This window comes from Litorimonas sp. RW-G-Af-16 (assembly GCF_048319245.1).
Taxonomy (GTDB): domain Bacteria; phylum Pseudomonadota; class Alphaproteobacteria; order Caulobacterales; family Maricaulaceae; genus Litorimonas.
The window spans coordinates 431,853-452,628 of record NZ_CP166993.1 but is presented as its reverse complement, the minus strand read 5'-3'; the positions used below and the strand labels follow the sequence as shown (position 1 = coordinate 452,628).

At 53.1% G+C, this 20,776-nt stretch carries 14 protein-coding genes and 1 pseudogene; 9 read left to right on the top strand and 6 right to left on the bottom strand.

What is annotated here, in order from left to right:
* Window positions 1-2 precede the first annotated feature (2 nt).
* The gene (locus AB8615_RS02145) at window positions 3-1,049 is read left to right on the top strand and encodes a class I fructose-bisphosphate aldolase (protein ID WP_409433306.1); all 1,047 of its coding nucleotides are present in this window, start codon (window positions 3-5) and stop codon (window positions 1,047-1,049) included.
* A 101-nt stretch (window positions 1,050-1,150) separates the two neighbouring features.
* A complete protein-coding gene (gene glmS, locus AB8615_RS02140; RefSeq protein ID WP_418152563.1) occupies window positions 1,151-2,965 on the top strand; it encodes a glutamine--fructose-6-phosphate transaminase (isomerizing) in 1,815 nt (604 codons plus the stop codon).
* 4 nt (window positions 2,966-2,969) lie between these two features.
* Here the strand turns inward: glmS and AB8615_RS02135 are convergent, their stop codons facing one another.
* From AB8615_RS02135 to AB8615_RS02125, 3 genes are read right to left on the bottom strand one after another with little or no spacing between them, the layout of a single operon-like run.
* Window positions 2,970-4,139 (bottom strand): isovaleryl-CoA dehydrogenase, encoded by a 1,170-nt coding sequence (locus tag AB8615_RS02135; RefSeq protein WP_409433304.1) that lies wholly within the window; start codon window positions 4,137-4,139, stop codon window positions 2,970-2,972.
* A gap of 18 nt (window positions 4,140-4,157) precedes the next feature.
* Entirely contained in the window at window positions 4,158-6,125 is a 1,968-nt protein-coding gene (locus tag AB8615_RS02130) for an acetyl/propionyl/methylcrotonyl-CoA carboxylase subunit alpha (protein ID WP_409433303.1), read from the bottom strand.
* A gap of 2 nt (window positions 6,126-6,127) precedes the next feature.
* Window positions 6,128-7,717, bottom strand: a complete 1,590-nt coding sequence (locus tag AB8615_RS02125; protein ID WP_409433302.1) for a carboxyl transferase domain-containing protein — start codon at window positions 7,715-7,717, stop codon at window positions 6,128-6,130.
* 117 nt (window positions 7,718-7,834) lie between these two features.
* On the opposite strand from AB8615_RS02125, the gene AB8615_RS02120 reads away from it, so the two are divergent.
* From AB8615_RS02120 to AB8615_RS02105, 4 genes and pseudogenes are all read left to right on the top strand, one after another.
* Window positions 7,835-9,028 carry a thiolase family protein gene (locus AB8615_RS02120; protein ID WP_409433301.1) on the top strand — a complete coding sequence of 398 codons (1,194 nt, stop codon included), beginning with the start codon at window positions 7,835-7,837 and terminating at the stop codon, window positions 9,026-9,028.
* A 159-nt stretch (window positions 9,029-9,187) separates the two neighbouring features.
* Window positions 9,188-9,370 (top strand): annotated as a pseudogene (locus AB8615_RS02115) (site-specific integrase); the annotation flags it as partial.
* Between the two features lie 3 nt (window positions 9,371-9,373).
* A complete protein-coding gene (locus AB8615_RS02110; protein ID WP_418153123.1) occupies window positions 9,374-10,009 on the top strand; it encodes a tyrosine-type recombinase/integrase in 636 nt (211 codons plus the stop codon).
* Between the two features lie 146 nt (window positions 10,010-10,155).
* Window positions 10,156-11,253, top strand: a complete 1,098-nt coding sequence (locus AB8615_RS02105; protein WP_409433299.1) for an NADH:flavin oxidoreductase — start codon at window positions 10,156-10,158, stop codon at window positions 11,251-11,253.
* A 48-nt stretch (window positions 11,254-11,301) separates the two neighbouring features.
* On the opposite strand, the gene gltB is transcribed toward AB8615_RS02105, so the two are convergent.
* Genes gltB through AB8615_RS02090 form a run of 3 tightly spaced genes read right to left on the bottom strand, consistent with a single transcriptional unit; the run spans window position 11,302 to window position 17,674 of the window.
* Window positions 11,302-15,819: a glutamate synthase large subunit gene (gene gltB / locus AB8615_RS02100; RefSeq protein WP_418152562.1), complete on the bottom strand. Its 4,518-nt coding sequence runs from the start codon at window positions 15,817-15,819 to the stop codon at window positions 11,302-11,304.
* A 1-nt stretch (window position 15,820) separates the two neighbouring features.
* Window positions 15,821-16,243, bottom strand: a complete 423-nt coding sequence (locus AB8615_RS02095; RefSeq protein WP_409433297.1) for a GFA family protein — start codon at window positions 16,241-16,243, stop codon at window positions 15,821-15,823.
* Between the two features lie 3 nt (window positions 16,244-16,246).
* Window positions 16,247-17,674: an NAD(P)-dependent oxidoreductase gene (locus AB8615_RS02090; RefSeq protein ID WP_409433296.1), complete on the bottom strand. Its 1,428-nt coding sequence runs from the start codon at window positions 17,672-17,674 to the stop codon at window positions 16,247-16,249.
* 77 nt (window positions 17,675-17,751) lie between these two features.
* Here AB8615_RS02090 and AB8615_RS02085 point away from each other — a divergent pair, with 77 nt between their 5' ends.
* The 3 genes from AB8615_RS02085 to AB8615_RS02075 are packed head-to-tail and all read left to right on the top strand — an operon-like array spanning window position 17,752 to window position 20,762.
* Entirely contained in the window at window positions 17,752-18,666 is a 915-nt protein-coding gene (locus tag AB8615_RS02085) for a CPBP family intramembrane glutamic endopeptidase (protein ID WP_409433295.1), read from the top strand.
* A gap of 34 nt (window positions 18,667-18,700) precedes the next feature.
* Window positions 18,701-19,507, top strand: coding sequence for an undecaprenyl-diphosphate phosphatase (locus AB8615_RS02080; RefSeq protein ID WP_409433294.1), 807 nt, complete (start codon window positions 18,701-18,703; stop codon window positions 19,505-19,507).
* A 10-nt stretch (window positions 19,508-19,517) separates the two neighbouring features.
* The gene (locus AB8615_RS02075) at window positions 19,518-20,762 is read left to right on the top strand and encodes a serine hydrolase domain-containing protein (RefSeq protein WP_409433293.1); all 1,245 of its coding nucleotides are present in this window, start codon (window positions 19,518-19,520) and stop codon (window positions 20,760-20,762) included.
* Window positions 20,763-20,776: the final 14 nt, after the last annotated feature.

Here is a 20,776-nt window from a genome sequence, read left to right as displayed (position 1 = left end):
CAATGGATCTGGCAGCATTACACGATATCGCCGTTCGTATGGTGGAGCCTGGCAAAGGCATCCTCGCAGCGGATGAAAGCACGGGCACAATCGGGAAGCGCTTTGCCTCGATCAACACGGAAAATAATGAGACCAACCGCCGAGATTGGCGCGAAATGTTGTTCCGCACAGAAACAGCCATGAATGACCATATCTCTGGCGTTATTTTATATGATGAAACCATTCGCCAGTCTGCCAAAGACGGCACGCCCTTCCGCAAACTGATTGAAGACGCAGGGGCAATACCGGGCATCAAGGTCGATATGGGCATCACCCCGCTCGCGGGTCGCCCTGGTGAAACAATCACGCAAGGGCTGGATGGTCTACGCGAGCGATTAGCGGAATATTACGAGTTAGGTGCGCGCTTTGCGAAATGGCGGGCGGTCATCGAAATTTCGCATCCCGATCAATATGTCGGCATGACGCCAAGCCGCGGCGGCATCAAAGCCAACACACACGCGTTAGGCCGCTACGCCGCGCTCTGCCAAGAAGCGAATATTGTCCCGATTGTCGAACCAGAAATCCTCATGGGCGGTTATCACTCCGTTGAGCGCTGTCACGAAGTCACGGAAAAAACCCTCAATTCGCTCTTCACCGAACTATACGAACAAGGCGTCGCCCTCGAAGGCACGATCCTTAAACCGAACATGGTCGTCGCGGGCAAGAAATGCAAAGACCAGCCCTCTCGGGAGGAAATTGCAGAACGCACGATCAAGGTCCTCAAAGACACTGTGCCGTCTGCGGTGCCGGGTGTCGCCTTCCTATCGGGCGGTCAAGAAAATGAAGAAGCGACGCGCAACCTTGATATGATGAACAAAATTGGCGGTTTCCCGTGGAAACTGACATATTCCTACGGTCGCGCTCTGCAGCAATCCGCGCTCTTTGCGTGGCAAGGTAAAGCCGAGAATTATGATGCGGCGCAGCTCGCCTTCAATCACCGCGCCAAGATGAACGGCCTCGCCAGTTTGGGCGAATGGAGCGCCGATATTGACGCAGAAGTCGACGCCTAACTCGCCCTGCCCTGAAAGCGCCTTTTCCCTGACATTTTAAGGCTTATTTTAAGCCCTAACAGGTATAAGTTGCGACAATTCAGGCTGAAGGTCATTCGGGTATGTGCGGAATAATTGGAATTGCAGGCCGTAGCACGGTCACAGAACGCCTCGTAGAAGGTCTCAAGCGGCTGGAATATCGCGGCTATGACAGCTCTGGCATTGCCATTTTGGATGGCGGTGAATTGAAGCGTGAACGCGCCGAGGGAAAGATCAAATCCCTCGAAGCCAAGCTTAAAGACGGCATGATCGACGGCCATACAGGCATAGCTCACACGCGTTGGGCCACGCATGGCGTCCCCAATGAGACCAACGCCCATCCGCATTTTTTCGGCCGCGTCGGCGTTGTACATAACGGTATTATCGAGAATTTCTTAGAGCTTCGCGCAAGTTTGCCGGACAATCATTTTCATACGGAAACGGATACCGAAGTTGTGGCGCATTTAATTGATGATGCCCTGACACGGGGGTTAGACTCCAAAGCCGCGTTTCAAGATTGCCTGAAAAAGCTCAGAGGCGCGTATGCTTTTGGCGTCATTATCGACGGCGTCAAAGACCAAATTTTCTGTGCCCGCGCAGGATCACCGCTGGCGATTGGGATCGGCGATGATGAAATGTATCTTGGCTCTGACGCTATGGCTCTGGCGCAGCTCACCAATCGTTTGATCTATTTGGAAGAGGGCGATTGGGCGATCCTAAGCCCTGATAGCGTAGATATTTTTGACAAGTCTGGCGCGTCCGTAACGCGTGCAGAAACCATTATTTCTGGCGGCCCTGCCATGGCGGAGAAAGGGAATTACCGCCACTTTATGCTCAAAGAAATCTATGAGCAGCCAGAGACCGTCGGCCGCACGCTCGCGAATTATGTGGACGAATTTAATTTAACTGCAGACTTGCCTGAGGGTTTGAACTTTTCAGAATATGACCGCATTGTTATTATCGCCTGCGGGACGGCATGTTATGCGGCCATGGTTGCAAAATACTGGTTTGAGCAATTAGCAGGCATTGCCGTGGATGTTGATGTCGCCTCAGAATTTCGTTATCGGCAGCCAGTCTTATCACCCAAATCGTTATTTATCGCGGTGTCCCAATCAGGCGAAACTGCGGACACCTTGGCAGCACTGCGTTATTGCAAAGACCACGGCGTTAGGACTGCAGCGCTTGTAAATGTCATGACATCCACCATGGCCCGCGAGGCTGATATTGCACTGCCTATCAATGCGGGGCCAGAGATTGGAGTCGCTTCGACGAAGGCTTTTACCTCACAATTAACTGCCCTCGCCTCGCTCGCTTTGTCGGCCGCGAAATCTCGCAAAGACTTGTCGCGTGATGCCGAGATTCGTTTAGCCCGCGCATTAATTAAAACACCGCGCAAGATTAAAGAGGCGCTAGAATTAGATGCACAAGTCGAACAGATCGCATTTGAGTTATCCAAGTCACGCAGCGCATTTTACTTAGGCCGTGGCAGCCAGGTCCCGATCGCGCTTGAGGGCGCATTGAAATTAAAAGAAATTAGTTACATTCACGCAGAAGGCTATGCGGCTGGCGAACTTAAACATGGGCCCATCGCGTTGATCGAGGACGGGACGCCCGTGATCGTCATCGCGCCCTATGATCCGCTCTTTGAAAAAACGATTTCCAATTTACAAGAAGTGGCTTCTCGCGGTGCGCGAATTATTTTAATTACCGATGATATCGGCGCAAAAAGTGCTGGTAATATGGCGAGCGAAACCATCGTCATACCAAGCTCTGATAGCTTCGTTGCACCCATAATCATGTCGATTGCTATTCAATTACTGGCGTATCATACGGCTGTGCATTTGGGCACAGATGTAGACCAGCCGCGCAACCTCGCAAAGTCCGTCACGGTTGAGTAATTAATTAATGTGTTTCCGCAAATAATTCTCGCCCGATAAGCCAGCGGCGAATTTCACTTGTTCCGGCTCCGATTTCCATCAGCTTCGCATCTCTTAGATAACGACCTGTTGGGTAATCATTGATATAGCCATTCCCACCTAGCATTTGAATCGCGTCTAGCGCCACAAGCGTTGCTTTTTCTGCAGCATAAAGAATACAGCCTGCCGCATCTTTGCGCGTTGTTTCTCCCCGGTCACAGGCCGCCGCAACTGCGTAAGTATAAGCCCGCGCTGTGGACAGCGTGACGTACATATCGGCCAGTTTCCCTTGCATTAATTGAAACTCACCAATGGCTTTGCCAAATTGTTTGCGCTCGTGAATATAAGGCAATACTGTGTCGAGACAGGCTTGCATTATTCCAACCGAAATACCTGACAGCACGACGCGCTCATAGTCGAGACCACTCATTAAAATTTCTGCGCCTTGACCCGTATTGCCGACAAGGTTCTCGTCAGAGACAAAGCAGTCTTCAAACACTAATTCACTTGTGTCAGACCCCCGCATACCGAGTTTATCTAATTTTTGTGCCGTCGAAAAACCTTCCATGTCGGGCGTGATGATAAAGGCAGAAATGCCTTTACTGCCGCCGCTAGGGTCGGTCTTTGCATAGACCATCAACACGTCAGCGGTGGGCGCATTGGTGATCCACATTTTATTGCCATTGAGCAAATATCCGCCCTGTTGCTTTTCGGCTTTTAATTTCATCGAAACCACGTCTGATCCGGCAGCAGGTTCGCTCATGGCAAGGCTACCGAGGTGTTCACCAGAGACTAATTTAGGGAGGTATTTTTCCTTCTGTTCATCATTTCCCCAACGGTGCAATTGATTGATACATAGGTTTGAATGAGCGCCGTAAGACAGGCCAACGGATGCACTCGCGCGGCTGACTTCTTCGACTGCGATGGTGTGTTCCAAATAGCCAAGATTGATGCCGCCATAGGCCTCGTCCACTGTAATTCCGTGCATACCCAACTCGCCCATTTCAGGCCAAAGGTCACGAGGGAATTCATTTTGGCTATCAATCTCTGCGGCGCGAGGCAGGATTTTATCTTGCGCAAATTTGTGAACGCTATCGCGGATCATCACCGCGTTTTCTGACAGGCCAAATTGAAGTGTCGGGTATGAAGTCGTCATTTAATTATCTTTCCAAAGCTAATTATTCTTCTCGAGCGTCAATAGAATTTCGCCGTCTGTTACCAAGCTACCTTCTGCGCAAGTCACATCTGACACGATGCCGTCACGCGGAGCATTGAGCGTCATTTCCATTTTCATCGCTTCCATCACAATAAGGGCCTCCCCCTCTTTGACGCTATCGCCCGCCGTCGCGTTTACAGAAATTATCTTCCCTGGCATAGACGCGGTCAAAGCGTGAGAAGACGCTGCCGCATTAGCCTGCGTGGGCGGTTTCCGAGTGATTTGATAAGGCCCGCCCTCTGCCATAATAACGAATGCATCATTCCTCAAATCAAAACACGGCGCAGCCGTTTCGTAAACGTCCCTCGGATCAGTCGGGAGTGACGTTTTGACTTTGCCCAAGACCTCACATTGAAGGCCGTTAGCTTTGTGACTATAGTGAAATGAAATCGCCTCACCGTTCACATAGTAAACTAATGTTGGCCCCGTTCGGCCATTTAGCCGCCAACCATCGGTCTGCGAAAACGGTGAATTATCTGATTTGGGTAAATGTTGATAAATATGAATGGCGAGTGAGCGCAAAGCCGTTCGGCTCAAAGGTTCAGTCCGCGACCAATTTGATAAATACTCCGCAATGAAGTTCGTATTAATAGCCGCGTTTTTAAAGGCAGGTTCATTGAGACAATCAATGAGAAAGTCCTTATTCGTTTTGACGGGATAAACATAGCTCGTGCGCAGGCTGTTTGTTAATGTCTGAATGGCTTTGTTGCGCGTCGTCGCATGGGCGATAAATTTTCCGATCATGGGATCGTAATAGATCGAAATTTCAGACCCTTTTTGAACGCCTGTATCAAGGCGGTAGCTCCCATCCAACGCCCCAAGCGATGGATGAAATACGTCAAGCTGTCCGACACTCGGCAGAAAATCATTGGCAGGATCTTCAGCATAGAGCCGAGCTTCAATCGCGTGACCACTCATCTTGATGTCGCTTTGCTTGGGTAGTTTTTCACCCTGCGCAACGCGTATCTGCCATTCGACTAGATCAAGGCCTGTGATCATTTCACTGACGGGGTGTTCGACCTGCAAACGCGTGTTCATTTCCATGAACCAGAACCCGTCCGTGCGAAGCTCGCCGGACCCGTCGACAATAAATTCCACCGTGCCAGCGCCAACGTAGTTCACGGCCTTGGCCGCTTTGATCGCCGCGTCTGTCATAGCTGTGCGCACAGCGTCCGTCATGCCTGGGGCTGGTGCTTCCTCAATGACTTTTTGGTGGCGGCGTTGGAGTGAGCAATCGCGTTCAAACATATGAACAACATGGCCATGAGCGTCCCCGAAGACTTGCACCTCAATGTGGCGCGGGCTTTGGATGTATTTCTCAATCAGGACAGCATCATTGCCAAAGCTGCTCTTGGCTTCGCGTTGGCAGGAGGCGAGCGATGCTTCAAAATCTGCCGCCGCATCGACTTTGCGCATGCCCTTCCCGCCGCCGCCCGCGACCGCTTTAATCAAGACGGGGTAGCCGATTTTATCAGCCTCTTTCCGCAGCACGTTTAAGTCTTGGTCTTTGCCGTGATAGCCGGGAGTCGTTGGCACGCCCGCCTTATCCATCAGCTTTTTAGCAGCATCCTTCAGGCCCATCGCCTCCATCGCATCGGCGGATGGCCCGATAAAGATCAAGCCCGCTTTTTCACAAGCTCGCACAAAACCTGGATTTTCAGAGAGAAAGCCATAGCCAGGATGGACTGCGTCTGCGCCAGTATCTTTAGCAGCCGCAATGATATTTTCGATAACGAGATAGCTCTCATTGGCAGGGGACGGGCCTATATGGACAGCTTCATCCGCCATTTGGACATGCAGCGCTTTGCGGTCTGCATCGGAATAAACCGCGACAGTTGCAATGCCCATATCCCGCGCTGTTTTTATAACACGGCAAGCAATTTCCCCGCGATTAGCGATTAGGATTTTGGTGATGGTCTTCGTCATGCCTACATCCTGAACACGCCGAAACGTGTGTCCTCTAGTGGCGCGTTAGCAGCCATGGCGAGGCCAAGGCCTAGCACGCGGCGCGTATCAGTTGGCGCGATAATGCCGTCATCCCAAATCCGAGAACTGGCGAAATAGGGATGCCCTTCCCGCTCAAATTGCTCAATGATGGGGGCTTTAAAAGCGTCGCGCTCGGCGTCGCTCCAATTCTCGCTTTCGCGATGAACGGTCGCCAGAACGCTCGCGGCCTGCTCACCCCCCATGATCGAAATTCGCGCATTGGGCCACATGAACATTAGGCGCGGTTCATAGGCGCGTCCGCACATGCCGTAATTCCCAGCGCCGTAGGAGCCGCCAATGATGATCGTAAATTTTGGCACTTTCGCACAGGCCACTGCATGCACCATTTTTGCTCCGTGCTTCGCAATGCCACCCGACTCCGCTTTGGACCCGACCATGAAGCCCGTAATGTTTTGCAAGAATACAAGTGGGATTTTCCGCTGGGCGCACAGTTCAACAAAATGCGCGCCCTTGAGAGAGCTTTCTGAAAACAGTACACCATTATTCCCAAGTATCCCGACTTGGTAGCCATGGATTTTCGCGAAGCCGCAAACGAGTGTTTTGCCATATAGAGCTTTAAATTCATCAAAATGCGAGCCGTCAACAATTCGCGCAATAACTTCACGGCAGTCATATGGCTTGCGTAGATCGGAAGGGATGACACCATTGAGTTCGTTTTCATCATAAGCGGGCGGCTCGACTTCTGACGGGGTATAGCTATGATCGGCAGGGCCGAGCGTTTTTACAATGTCGCGCGCAATTTGGAGCGCATGCGCATCGTTCTGCGCGAGGTGATCAGCGACTCCAGAGACGGAGGTATGCAACATGCCGCCGCCCAAGTCTTCGGCGGAAATTTCTTCATTCGTCGCAGCTTTGACCAAAGGTGGCCCCGCGAGAAAGATCGTGCCTTGATCGGCGACGATGACGTTTTCATCCGACATGGCTGGCACGTAAGCACCGCCCGCCGTGCAACTGCCCATCACGATACCTATTTGCGGAATACCCTCTGCGCTCATCGTGGCTTGATTGAAAAAACAGCGGCCAAAGTTATCGCGATCAGGGAAAATCTCAGCTTGGTGTGGCAGGTTCCCGCCGCCGCTATCGACCAAATAAATGCAGGGCAAACGGTTTTCACGCGCAATATCTTGAGCGCGACCTTGTTTTTTGCAGGTCAGCGGGAAATAGGTGCCGCCTTTGACTGTTGCGTCATTGCAGATGATCATCACCTCGCGCCCTGCTACGCGGCCTATACCCGTTATCAAACCAGCGCTTGGCACCTCATCATCATAGCTGCCATAAGCCGCCATTTGCGACAGCTCTAGGAAAGGCGTGCCGGGATCAAGCAGTCGCTCGACGCGTTCGCGGGGGAGCAGTTTTCCGCGTGCCAGATGCTTTTCGCGAGCACGCGCTGATCCCCCCTCTGAAATCTTGGAAACTTTTGCCCGTAAGTCATCGACAAGCGCTTGCATATGCGCGGCATTTTCCCGAAAGGTCTCACTATCAGGATTTATCTTCGATATGATTTTTGGCATAAGCCCTCCAGCTATTTGACTAGCGACATTTGATTTAGAACTCAATTCACCATAAATACAAAACCAACCTGTCGGACGACTAGAATTTTGCGCGTCCCCCGTCTTTGAAAGAGAATTATGTCTGATACCGCTAAGAATGATCCCGTCTGTATTGTAGGCCTCGCCCGCACGCCTATGGGCGCATTTCAAGGCGATTTCGCCAGCGTCTCTGCGCCGCAACTTGGCGCAGCAGCAATCAAAGCGGCCATGAGCGAAGCTGGCGTGAGCGCAGACAAGGTGGAGCAAGCGATCATGGGCTGCGTCCTGCCCGCAGGGCAAGGCCAGGCACCCGCGCGCCAAGCCGCGATTTATGCGGGACTGCCGCAATCAACCGAAGCCACGACAATCAACAAAATGTGTGGCTCTGGCATGCAGGCGGCCATTATGGCGCACGATGCGATCAAAGCCGGCAGCGTGGACATCGCTGTGGCTGGCGGAATGGAGAGTATGACAAACGCGCCTTACCTACTGCCCAAAGCCCGCGGCGGGATGCGTATGGGTGATCAGACAGTGGTCGATTCCATGATGTATGACGGGCTGACGGACGCTTACGAAGGCAATGCCATGGGCGTGTTTGCTGATATGATCGCAGCGGAATACCAATTCACGCGGGAGCAGCAAGACGCCTACGCCATCGAGTCTGTGAAGCGCGCAAAGACGGCGCAAGCTGACGGAAAATTTGACCGCGAGCTGACGCCCGTGACGGTCAAATCACGCAAAGGCGATGTTGTCGTCACCGAAGATGAGGGCCCCAAAAATGCGCGGCCTGAGAAAATACCAAGCCTCCGCGCTGTGTTCACCACAGACGGCACAGTCACAGCGGCCAATGCAAGTTCGATCAATGACGGCGCGGCGGCGCTTGTCCTGATGCGGCGTTCAGATGCGGAGAAAGGCGGCCATAAAGTGCTCGCGGAAATCGTCTCTCATGCCGCCCATGCGCACGCACCCGCTTACTTCACCACCGCGCCCGTCCATGCGATGAAAAAGGCGCTCGGCAAAGCGGGATGGGACAGCAAAGACGTAGACCTATGGGAAATCAACGAAGCCTTCGCCGTTGTCCCGATGATTGCTATGCAAGAGTTGGGATTGGACCACGATAAGGTCAATGTGAATGGTGGCGGCTGTGTTTTAGGTCACCCCATTGGCGCGTCAGGGGCGCGGATCATGGCTACCTTGATCGCAGAGATGGAGAAACGCGACGCAAAGAAGGGCGTGGCGTCACTCTGTATAGGCGGCGGCGAGGCGACAGCGGTGTGTTTGCAGCGAGACTAAGCCGCTAACTCTGAAAGCCATTCTTAACCTTGCTCTGCGAAGCTGACCTCCATGGCAGCTTTGCAGAAAATTCCCGCGCCAGAGGTCTTGGCTCTGTTCCTCGCTCATCTTTCGGGCGAGCGGCGCTTGGCGGATAAAACCGTATAAGCCTATCAGCAAGACCTCTCTGCCTTTCTGGGATTCACAGCGGAGCATTTGGATAAATCCCTCGCTTTGCCAGATTTGATCGCGTTGAAAGCCACAGATTTCCGCGCTTACCTCGCCCATAGACGGCGGGGAGATACGCCTTTGTCGCCTGCCTCTATCCAGCGGCAACTCTCCGCTATTCGGACATTTTACCGCTATATGCAGCGCCGCTGGGATGCGCGGAATGACGCCCTCCCCCTGATCAAAGGCCCGCGCGTCAAGCGGCCTCTGCCCAAGGCGTTGTCTATCGACAATGCAAAAGCACTTGTTACAGCGGGCAGTTTTGACGATGTGCCCGGATGGATAATGGCGCGGAATGAAGCTGTGTTGATGCTGTGCTACGGCGCAGGATTGCGGATCTCTGAGGCGTTGGGTTTGACGGGGGCCGACATGCCCCTAGGTGACCGTCTTCAACTGACAGGTAAAGGCGGGAAAGATCGCGTTATTCCGATCCTGCCTGTCATTGCGAAAGCCGTGAACCAATATCTTTCACTTTGTCCGCATGATGTGCCCCACGATCAGCCTATCTTTCGAGGGCTGCGCGGCGGGCCACTGTCTGCGCGGATTATCCAGGGTGAAGTGCAGAAATTACGCGGGGCTCTGGGCTTGCCTGAAAGTGCGACACCCCACGCTTTGCGCCATAGTTTCGCCACGCACCTTCTGGCGGGAAATGGCGACCTGCGCACGATCCAGCAACTCCTCGGCCATGCCAGCCTGTCAACCACCCAACGCTATACCGATGTAGACGCCGCCAGCCTGATGAATATACATCAAAAGGCCCACCCGCGCGCTTAGGCCTTCGAGAGTACGGGCCGCACAGCGGGGATCGCATATCTGGAAGTCATGCGTTCAGTTTTGAACAGCACCTCTTGAGGGGTTTTTATTGACACAGGGGGCGCTGGCAGACATTGCGCCTATATATTTCATTAAAGGAATTTATTATGTCTGCTAGCCTCTTTCAGCCTTTTACCTGTCGCGGCCTCACCTTGCCTAACCGAGTTGTGATGGCACCAATGACACGCAGCTTTTCACCAGGTGGTGTGCCCGGCGAGAATGTTGCGGCCTATTACGAGCGGCGAGCGCAGCATGACGTTGGATTGATCCTGACGGAAGGCACAGTGACGGATCGCGGCGGTGCATCGAATGACGTCAATATTCCGCACTTCCACGGGAAAGACGCCTTGGCAGGCTGGCAAGCAGTGGCAGACCGTGTTCACGATGCTGGCGGACGGATCGCGCCGCAGATTTGGCATCAGGGACTTGTGCGCAAACCTGGCACAGGCAATTTTCCAGACGCCCCATCCGACAGCCCGTCTGGCCTCACGCATAATGGCAAGCAAGTCACCCCGCCACCGTCGGAGGAAGACGTTGCCGATATGGCGAGCGCCTATGCGCGTGCCGCCAAGAACGCGAAAGATTTGGGCTTTGACGCGATCGAAATCCACGGCGCGCATGGCTATTTGATTGACCAGTTCTTCTGGGACGTCATGAACCAGCGTGAGGACCGTTATGGCGGCAACCTCGTAGACCGCGCGACTTTTGCCGCTGACGTGATCCGTGAATGTCGCAAAGCTGTCGGCGATGATATGCCGATCATTCTGCGCTTTTCACAGTGGAAGCAGCAAGATTATACCGCGCGATTGGCCGATACCCCGCAAAAGCTAGGCGCGTTTTTGGAGGTCTTTAAAGATGCGGGCGTGGATATGCTGCACTGCTCGCAACGTCGTTTTTGGGAACCTGAATTTGCAGAAGAGAACGATCTCAATCTTGCGGGATGGGCGAAGAAACTCACAGGACTACCGACAATCACAGTGGGTTCAGTCGGTCTGTCATCTGACTTTTTCGGGGCCTTTCAGGGACAAGCATCCGAAGCAGCGTCACTAGATGAATTATTCAATCGCTTGGAAAAAGGTGAATTTGATCTGGTCGCGGTGGGACGTGCGCTTCTGAACGATCCTGAATGGGTTAGCAAAGTCAAAGCGGGTGAGTTTGATAAGCTCAAAGATTATGACGGGGAAGCGCTTAAAACGCTTTATTAAGAGACAAAAAAGGGCGGAATAATCCGCCCTTTTATTTTCTGTATTTAATTATTCTGCGGCGTCCGCCAGAGGAATTTTGATGCGGTTGAGCATTTCCTTCGGGATGACTTGCCAGAACTTTCCGCGCTCCAACTCCCACTCATTTAGGACTTTCTTGGAGAACTCGGAGCCTGTCTGTGCGGCGTGGCGGCGGATGAGGTCTTTTAATTCTTCCTCGTAATGCTCTGATGCGAGGCGCTGCCAGACGATGCTGTCAGGGTTGACGGCGCGTTCAAAGGCATCGTCTTCATCGTAAACATAGGCCATGCCGCCTGTCATGCCTGCGCCGAAATTATCCCCGACAGAGCCCAATACGACAACAATGCCGCCCGTCATATATTCGCAGCCATTGGTACCAAGACCTTCGACGACTGATACAGCGCCAGAGTTTCGCACCGCAAAGCGCTCCCCCGCCCGACCTGCTGCCATGAGTGTGCCCTTGGTCGCGCCGTAGAGGCATGTATTGCCGATGATCGCACTGCTATGGGCATCAATCGGTGTGCGACCTTGCGGCGATACGATAATCTCAGCGCCAGAAAGACCTTTGCCGACATAGTCATTACTATCGCCGTCCACAATGATCCGAAGCCCTTGCATACCAAAGGCTCCCAAAGATTGTCCCGCAGACCCGCGCAAATGCACCGTCAATTGACCATCAGGCAGGCCTTCTGCCCCGAAAGTTTGATAGATGTGCGAACTTGTTCGCGTGCCAACCGCGCGGTGCGTATTTTGCACGGCATAGGTGAGATGTAGCTTCTCGCCCCGTTCAAAAAACAACCCCGCATCTGCGATGATTTGTGTATCCAGCGTCTCTGGCACCTCAATACGTTCATGACGTGTGTCTTCTACTCTCGCATTATCAACACGCGCCAAGACAGGATTTAGATCAAGATCATCGAGGTTTTCCGCCCCGCGGCTCACCTGCATTAACAGGTCCGTGCGACCTACAATTTCATCAATCGTTTCGACCCCGAGGCTGGCCAGAATCTCGCGTACCTCTTCGGCAATGAAAGTCATCAGGTTAATCACTTTTTCTGGCGTGCCGGTGAATTTCTCGCGTAGGCGTTCGTCCTGCACACACACACCGACAGGGCAGGTATTGGAGTGGCACTGACGCACCATGATACAGCCCATAGCCACGAGCGAGAGTGTGCCAATACCGTATTCCTCCGCACCCAGCATGGCAGCAATGACAATATCCCGACCTGTCTTCAAGCCGCCATCTGTGCGCAAAGTGACTTTGTCGCGGAGGTTATTGAGCGTCAGAATTTGGTGGGCTTCTGACAATCCTAACTCCCACGGAATACCTGCAAATTTCAAAGAGGTGTTTGGCGACGCGCCCGTGCCGCCATTATGACCCGCAATCAAAATCGTGTCGGCTTTCGCTTTCGCCACACCCGCTGCGATCGTGCCAACACCCGTTGAGGCGACCAATTTCACAGCTACGCGTGCGATCGGGTTGATCTGCTTGAGATCATAAATCAGCTGCGCCAGATCTTCGATCGAATAAATATCGTGATGCGGCGGCGGGCTGATCAGTGTCACGCCAGGTGTCGCATTTCGGAATTTCGCAATCATCTCTGTGACTTTAAATCCAGGCAGTTGCCCACCCTCACCTGGCTTTGCACCTTGGGCGACTTTAATTTCGATCTCGCGACATTGGTTGAGATATTCCGCGTTAACGCCAAAGCGACCTGACGCAATCTGTTTAACGGCAGAGTTCGGGTTGTCACCATTTGGCAGTGGCTTATACCGCGCGCGGTCTTCGCCGCCCTCACCTGACACAGACTTGGCCCCAATGCGGTTCATCGCGATGTTGAGCGTGCCGTGAGCTTCTGGCGACAACGCGCCGAGGGACATGCCTGGCGTATAAAAGCGACGACGAATTTCGTTGACGCTTTGCACACGTGACAGCGGCAGCGGCTTGCCGACCGGGCGGATATCGAGCAAATCGCGAATTTGGATCGGCTTTTCACTGTTCACCACGTCGGCATATTTCTTGTAAAGCTCGTAGTCCTCACGGCCGACAGCCTCTTGCAGCATGTGAATCATATCGGCTTGATAGGCGTGACGTTCGCCCTTGGCCCGCACACGGTAGAGCCCGCCCACTGGCAGGCGCACCACGGCGCTATCATAGGCTGCTTCATGCGCCTCGAGGATTTTCGCCTCTAGTCCTGACAGACCAATGCCTGAAATACGGCTCTTCATACCGGGGAAGTTTTCACCGACCAGTGCGCGCGATAAACCCAAGGCTTCAAAGTTATTCCCGCCGCGATAGGACGAAATAACAGAAATTCCTGACTTCGAGATAATCTTCAGCAAGCCGCCTTCAATGGCTTTTTTATACTGCGCCACAGCTTCGTCTGTGCCCATATCGAGTAGGCCGCGGCCCACGCGTTCCGATAATGTATCTTGCGCCATATAGGCGTTCACCGCTGTCGCACCCGCCCCGATCAACACAGCAAAATAATGAGTGTCCATGCACTCGGCCGAGCGCACGAGGATAGAGCAGGAGCTTCGTAGCCCCGCATTGACGAGGTGCGTTTGCACGGCCCCAACACAAAGAATAATCGGCGCGGCGGCTTTGTCCTCATTGACGTATTCGTCTGTCAGAACGATGTTCTCAACGCCCGCTTTCACAGCGTCTTCAGCTTCCTGTTTGATCCGTGCGAGCGTGTCCTTCAGGGCGCTGCCTTGCGCTTTGTCCTGCGTGATCGCGATATCGAATGTGCAATCAATCTCGCGGATTTTCTTCGGTCCGACCATTGTGGCGAAGCGTTGAAACATGCCGGTTGTCATGACTGGGCTTTCCAGCACGAGCATTTCCTTGGTCTGGTCTTTGCTTTCGGCCAAGATATTGCGGAGGTTGCGGAAGCGCGTTTTCAGGCCCATGACGCGCGTTTCACGCAGCGGGTCAATCGGCGGGTTCGTCACTTGCGAGAAGTTCTGACGGAAGTAATGCGATAGCGGACGATAGATGTCTGATAGCACGGCCAACGGCGTATCATCGCCCATTGAGCCAATACTTTCCTTGCCCATCTCTGCCATAGGCGAAAGAATTAATTCTTGATCTTCCAGCGTTTGACCGCAGGACATTTGGCGGCGGACAAGGTCTTCACCTTTGAGAGTGATGACTTCTGGACCTGCCAATTTGTCGTCGAGATTCACCGACTTCTCGAGCCATTTTTTATAAGGCCGCTTCTCTGCCAATTCGTCGAGGATTTCTGCAGAATTGTAAAATTTACCCTCGTCCAAATCGACAGCGATCATGCGCCCAGGACGGATTGCACCTTTTTGGACAATGTCTTTTTCGTCCATTGGACACATGCCTGTCTCTGATCCTACAGCGAGGATGCCGTCCTCAGAAATGGCGTAACGCAGGGGGCGTAGACCATTGCGATCGAGGCCCGCCATGCACCAGCGCCCGTCATAGGCTGCCAAGGCGGCTGGCCCGTCCCACGGCTCCATCACCGCGTTGCAATATTCATATAGCGAGCGCCAGCTGTCGGGCATCAGGTCGCTACGTTTGGAATAGGCTTCGGGCACGAGTAGCGTCTTCGCCATGGGCGCTGTGCGGCCTGCGCGGACGAGTAATTCAAATGTCGCGTCGAGCGCGGCTGAGTCAGAGCTACCTTTCTGAATGACAGGCTTTACGTCTTCGGCGCGATCTCCAAAGGCGGAACTCGCCATCTTAATTTCATGGCTCTTCATATGGTTCGCATTGGCCTTTAGCGTGTTGATCTCGCCGTTATGTGCCAGCATGCGGAAGGGCTGCGCGAGCCACCACTGCGGAAACGTGTTGGTTGAATAACGCTGATGATAAATCGCAGCACGCGACACGAAGCGCTCATCCTGTAGGTCGGGATAAAACGCATCAATATCTTCGGCGAGGAACATGCCTTTATAGATGATCGTCTGCACAGAGAGCGAGCAAATATAGAAACTCGGGATTGCGGCGGCGATGACTTGTTTTTCGATGCGGCGGCGAATGATATAAAGCTCGCGCTCTAGCTTGTTACCTTTGCGGCCTTGCGGATCGCGGAACAAGACTTGCTCAATATCGGGGCGGGTCGCTTTGGCTTTTTCGCCAATGACATCAATATCAATCGGTACTTGGCGCCAGCCATAAATGTAGAAACCCTCGCGCAAAAGTTCCGTCTCAACGATGGTCCGCGCGGCTTCTTGCGCACCAAAATCCGTGCGCGGGAGAAAGATCATACCAACGGCGATCTTGGCCGAAGTCGGTTTATGCCCTGTCCGCTCGACTTGAGCTTTGAAAAACTCTTGCGGAATATCTAGGCGGATACCTGCGCCGTCACCCGTTTTACCGTCCGCATCCACCGCGCCGCGATGCCAGACATTCTTCAAAGCTTGCAGCGATTTCGCCACCACATCCCGACGAGGCGTACCATCAATAGACGCCACAAGACCCACGCCGCAATTCGCGTGTTCATCCGCAGGGTCATAGGCGTGCGCTTCAATCAGCGCGTCACGTTTTGTTTCGTAATCATTAAGCCAATTTGTCATCTTAGCTGTCCTCTTCCGCGCTGTAGAGCGCAAATACTTCCGCGCCCGTTAAACGCTCTCGTTCCCCTGCGAAGTCGTAAAATGCAGGTTTTTGTTCAATAAAAAATTCTTTGGTGATTTTGACGTCGTCGGAAATGCCATCGACAGCACCCGCGCAAACAGTCATCTTACTATGATCTTCGATCAATCGGTAAAACAAGCTGCTGCCACATGTTTTGCAGAACCCTCGCTCGGCCCAGTCTGAATTCTGAAACCACGCTAGAGTTTTATCGCTTTTGAAATCGACTGCGGAAAAATCGAGGCTGATATTTGGTCCACCGCTCCAGCGTCGACAGTCCGCGCAATGACAGCTATCCAAATGCGTTGGCGCCGCGACTGTAAAGCTGACTCCTCCGCACAAGCATTTTCCGTTTAAGGCGGCCACGCTTTACTCCGCCGCGACTTTTTGATCGGCTTTTTCGAGCGCGCGGAGATAGCCGTGCATGTGCGCAGCGGCGTCGCGGCCTTCTCTGATGGCCCAGACCACAAGGCTGGCCCCGCGTGCAATATCGCCTGCTGCGTAGACGCCGGGCAAATTCGTCTCAAACGTCAGAGGATTGACCCGCAGTGTACCCCAACGTGTCACCGTCAATTCTGGCGACAAATCTTTCATGTTTTCTGGCGAGAAGCCGAGCGCCTTGATGACCAAGTCAGCTTTAACATCAAAATCACCATCCGGGATCGCCTCAACACTTTGGCGGCCAGACGCTTCTTTTTTGCCCAAGCGCATTTTATCGGCCCGCACGGCGGAAGCTTTACCGCCATCATCATGAATAGACTTCGGCGCGGCGAGCCATTCAAACGTCACGCCTTCTTCTTGCGCATTAGCCGTTTCGCGGCGGGAACCTGGCATGTTGGCGTGGTCTCGACGGTAGAGGCAGGTCACGGATTTTGCACCTTGGCGCACAGCTGTCCGCACGCAATCCATGGCCGTATCTCCGCCGCCGATGACGACTACATCTTTGCCTTCGGCTGTTTCTGATTTGACTGTGTCGCCCAGCCCGCGCCGGTTACTATCGATCAGGAATGGAAGTGCAGCCGTGACTCCGTCAGCGCCAGAGCCAGGGCAGTCCAAATCACGCGCTTTATAAACACCTGTTGCAATCAGCACGGCTTGATGCTTTTCGCGTAATTTCGCGAATGTTATGTCCGCGCCGACATCACAGTTCAGCACAAATTCAATGCCGCCATCTTCGAGGCGTTTGATCCGACGCTGCACAATTTCTTTGTCCAGTTTGAAGTTCGGGATACCATAGATCAGCAATCCGCCCGCGCGGTCATGACGGTCATAAACAGTCACTTGCCACCCTTGCAGACGCAGTTCTTCCGCCGCCGCGAGACCCGCAGGCCCAGCGCCAATAATACCAACAGACCCAGCGCGTTCACGGCGCGGCGCAATCGGCTCGACCCAGCCTTTTTTCCATGCTGTATCCGTGAGGTAGCGCTCAACAGAGCCAATCGTAACTGTGCCGTGCCCCGATTGTTCGATCACACAAGAGCCCTCGCAAAGGCGGTCTTGCGGGCAAATCCGTCCGCAGATTTCTGGCATATTATTCGTCGCCGCAGACACACGATACGCCTCCTCCACGCGGCCCTCTGCTGTCAGTTTTAACCAATCAGGAATATTGTTCTGAAGCGGACAGTGGTTTTGACAGAACGGGACGCCGCACTGGCTACACCGCGAAGCCTGCTCCTCAGCTTTGACGTCAATGTAATCGCCATAGATTTCGAGGAAGTCGTCTTTCCGCTCTTGGGACTCCCGTTTTTTGGGCATATCCCGCTCGGTATCGACGAATTGCAGCATCTTGCTAGACATGTCTTTTCCACTCACATTTTGGATGTTCGGTATTTTGCCGTGTTCTTAGCGCGTGCTATACTGAAAGATAACGCAGATTGCAAGATGCGACAATTTGTCATAAATGGATAAAAATAAAAATTATGAATTCACGTATAATATTGTTTTTATTAGTAAGTTTTGGATTTTCTTGGGCTGTCGCCACAGGTCTCTATTTTCTTCCTGAAAATAAATCAGCCCTCAAAGGTGGGCTCACGTTCCTCTACATGTGTGGCCCAGCTATTGGCGCACTCATCTGTGCTTGGCGTTTTAATGCAGGAAACAGGATTGCGGCACTCGGGTTGAGATTGCGGTTTAACCGGTGGCTTTTCCTCGCTTACCTCATCGGGATAATTTTGGTCATGGGTTCCACAGCCTTAGCTTTTTTATTCAGCGACATCAGCGCAGTTCAACCCGTCATCGGATATAGCGCAATCTTGAAAGAGTCGGGCGTTGATGTGGGAAATATGCTGACCACTATGCCCTATGGCAATCTCATTTTAATCGGGCAGTTCTTGATCCTCGCACCGTTACTAAACATTCCCTTTATGCTCTCTGAGGAGCTGGGATGGCGCGGTTGGCTCTGGCACGAAATGCGGCCAAAGGGTTTTTGGTATGTAACCCTTTGGACGGGGCTTTTTTGGGGTATTTGGCATGCCCCTGTAATCGCGATGGGGCATAATTACCCAGACATGCCAGTTTTCGGGCCAATTCTTTTTACAGCATTCTGCCTGCTCTACAGCCCAATTTTTTCATATATTCGAGAGAAGTCAGGCTCAGTTTGGGGCGCCTGTATTTTGCATGGTGCAACCAACGGCGCAGCCGCATTAGGGCTCGCAATCCAATCTTCCATAGACTTACCCTGGCGGGGCGTCGTTGGCATAGGAGGCTTTGTTATCTTGTGCGGATTTACGTTGTTCGTTTTTTACAAAAAATCTGTAGAAAAAAGGGCGTTAAATCCCGCTGCGTCATAAGAAAGCCGTAACATTCCCGCCTTAGCATAGCAGTATGGATTGGTTACATCTCATTTTGCTGGCGATCATACAGGGACTAACGGAGTTTCTGCCGATTAGCAGTTCCGCGCATTTGATTTTGCCCGCGCAGATTTTTGGCTGGGAAGATCAAGGCGCGATGATCGACCTGATGGCGCATTTCGGAACGCTATTCGCTGTCATTGCCTATTTCCGCCAAGATGTCGGGCGCATCCTGCGTGGCTTTGTTGATCTGTTGCAGCGCAAACTGAACACAAATTCTGCCTTGGCCCTGAACCTGATCGTCGCAACACCGCCCGCAATCGCCTTTGGCGCGTTTTTGGAATTGGGTGGCTTTGCAGACGCACTGCGTTCCCCATGGATTATCGCCACGACCTTTATCGTTTTTGGGATTGTGCTGTGGCTGGCCGATATTTGGGGCAAGCGGGTCAAGACAACCGAAGAGCTTTCATGGAAAGGCGCGTTCACGATTGGCCTTGCGCAATGCCTCGCTTTGATCCCCGGCACATCACGCAGCGGCATTACGATGACAGCAGCGCTTGGACTTGGCCTAACCCGCGTGGAAGCGGCAAGATTTTCAATGCTGATGAGCTTGCCGATTATAGGCGTGGGCGGCGCATATGCGATGCTTAAACTTGCGACAACAGAGGGCGGCGCAGGAAGCCTCACCCAAGGGATCGTCGTGGCAGGTCTCTCCTTTTTGGTTGCCTATGCCACCATTGCTTTCTTTATGAAATTCGTCAGCCGCCTCGGCATGTTGCCCTTCATGCTATATCGGGTTGGCTTTGGAATTATTTTGTTAATTTGGATGGCTGGCACGTGAGAGGAATTTAATGCGTCAACTGCGTCTACCAACTTTACAAATCACCTCTGATTTGCTTTGCCATGTCCCTATGCGCACATGTCTTGCAATATTGGCGGCTTTTTGCCTGTCCTACTCGCCGTTGAGCGCGACTGCGAATGATCGTGCAATGCCTGATATGGCCGTGCCGAGCGCCCCTGTTCGTATCAACACCGCAGAGATTGATCGCCGTGCAAGCTTGCTAATGGGACAGCTTGAAATGACGGGCATGTCTATTGCGATTGTCGAGAACGGCGAAATAGTTTTCGCCAAAGGCTATGGCGAGCGACTGCGCGATAGCGGTATGACAGTCACTGAAGATACAATTTTTCGTTGGGCGTCGGTCTCCAAAGGTGTGGCAGCACACGCACTCCTGTCATTTGTCGAAGACGGCGAGATCAGCTTGAATGACGCCGCTGAACCCTTGGCACCGTCATTGCACTTACCGCCCACGGAAACCCCAGTCAAACTTGGGCATTTGCTAACGCACCAAGTCGGACTGACTCGAAATGCTTATGACGGGAAAATTGAAGGTGGACGGTCAGCCAGTCGCTCTCGTAAAGACCTGGGCGCCCTTGGATATATTTGTCCACCAGGCACGTGTCACACCTATCAAAATGTTGCCTATGACGCGATGACCGAGGTGATCGAAGGGAAAGCAAAACTGCCTTATAAGACCGTAGTCAAGCAGCGCATTTTTGACCCGCTTGGCATGGAGAGTGCGAGCTTGACCTATGAAGGTTTGGTCGGTTCGAAAAACTGGGCGCGGCCACATTCGCGCTTTGGGGACCGCATAAACCGCATTAAACCGAATTACTACCGCGTGCCAGCGGCGGCGGGGGTCAACTCCTCTGTCAAAGATTTAGCGAAATGGATGATCGCGCAAATGCCTGGCGAAACCATCTTTCCTGAGGCGCGCCTCACGGCCATACAAACACCGAAAGTCAAAACTCTGCGTGAACAAAGATTTCTCAATCGTCGGTTTAGGGATTTGCAAAACGCACATTACGGCCTCGGCTTCCGCACTTATGATTATCACGGGCACAAGGTCGTTGGGCATCGCGGGGGTGTCGAGGGCTATCGCGCGCTGATGCTATTTGATCCAGACCGCAAAGCGGGCATCGCGATGATGTGGAACAGCCCGCATACGCGCCCGATTGGGTTGCAAATGGAATTTCTCGATCAGCTATACGGACTGCCGCAGCGGGACTGGTTGCGTCTGAATGAGACTGGTTAGTTGACTGCGCTGGC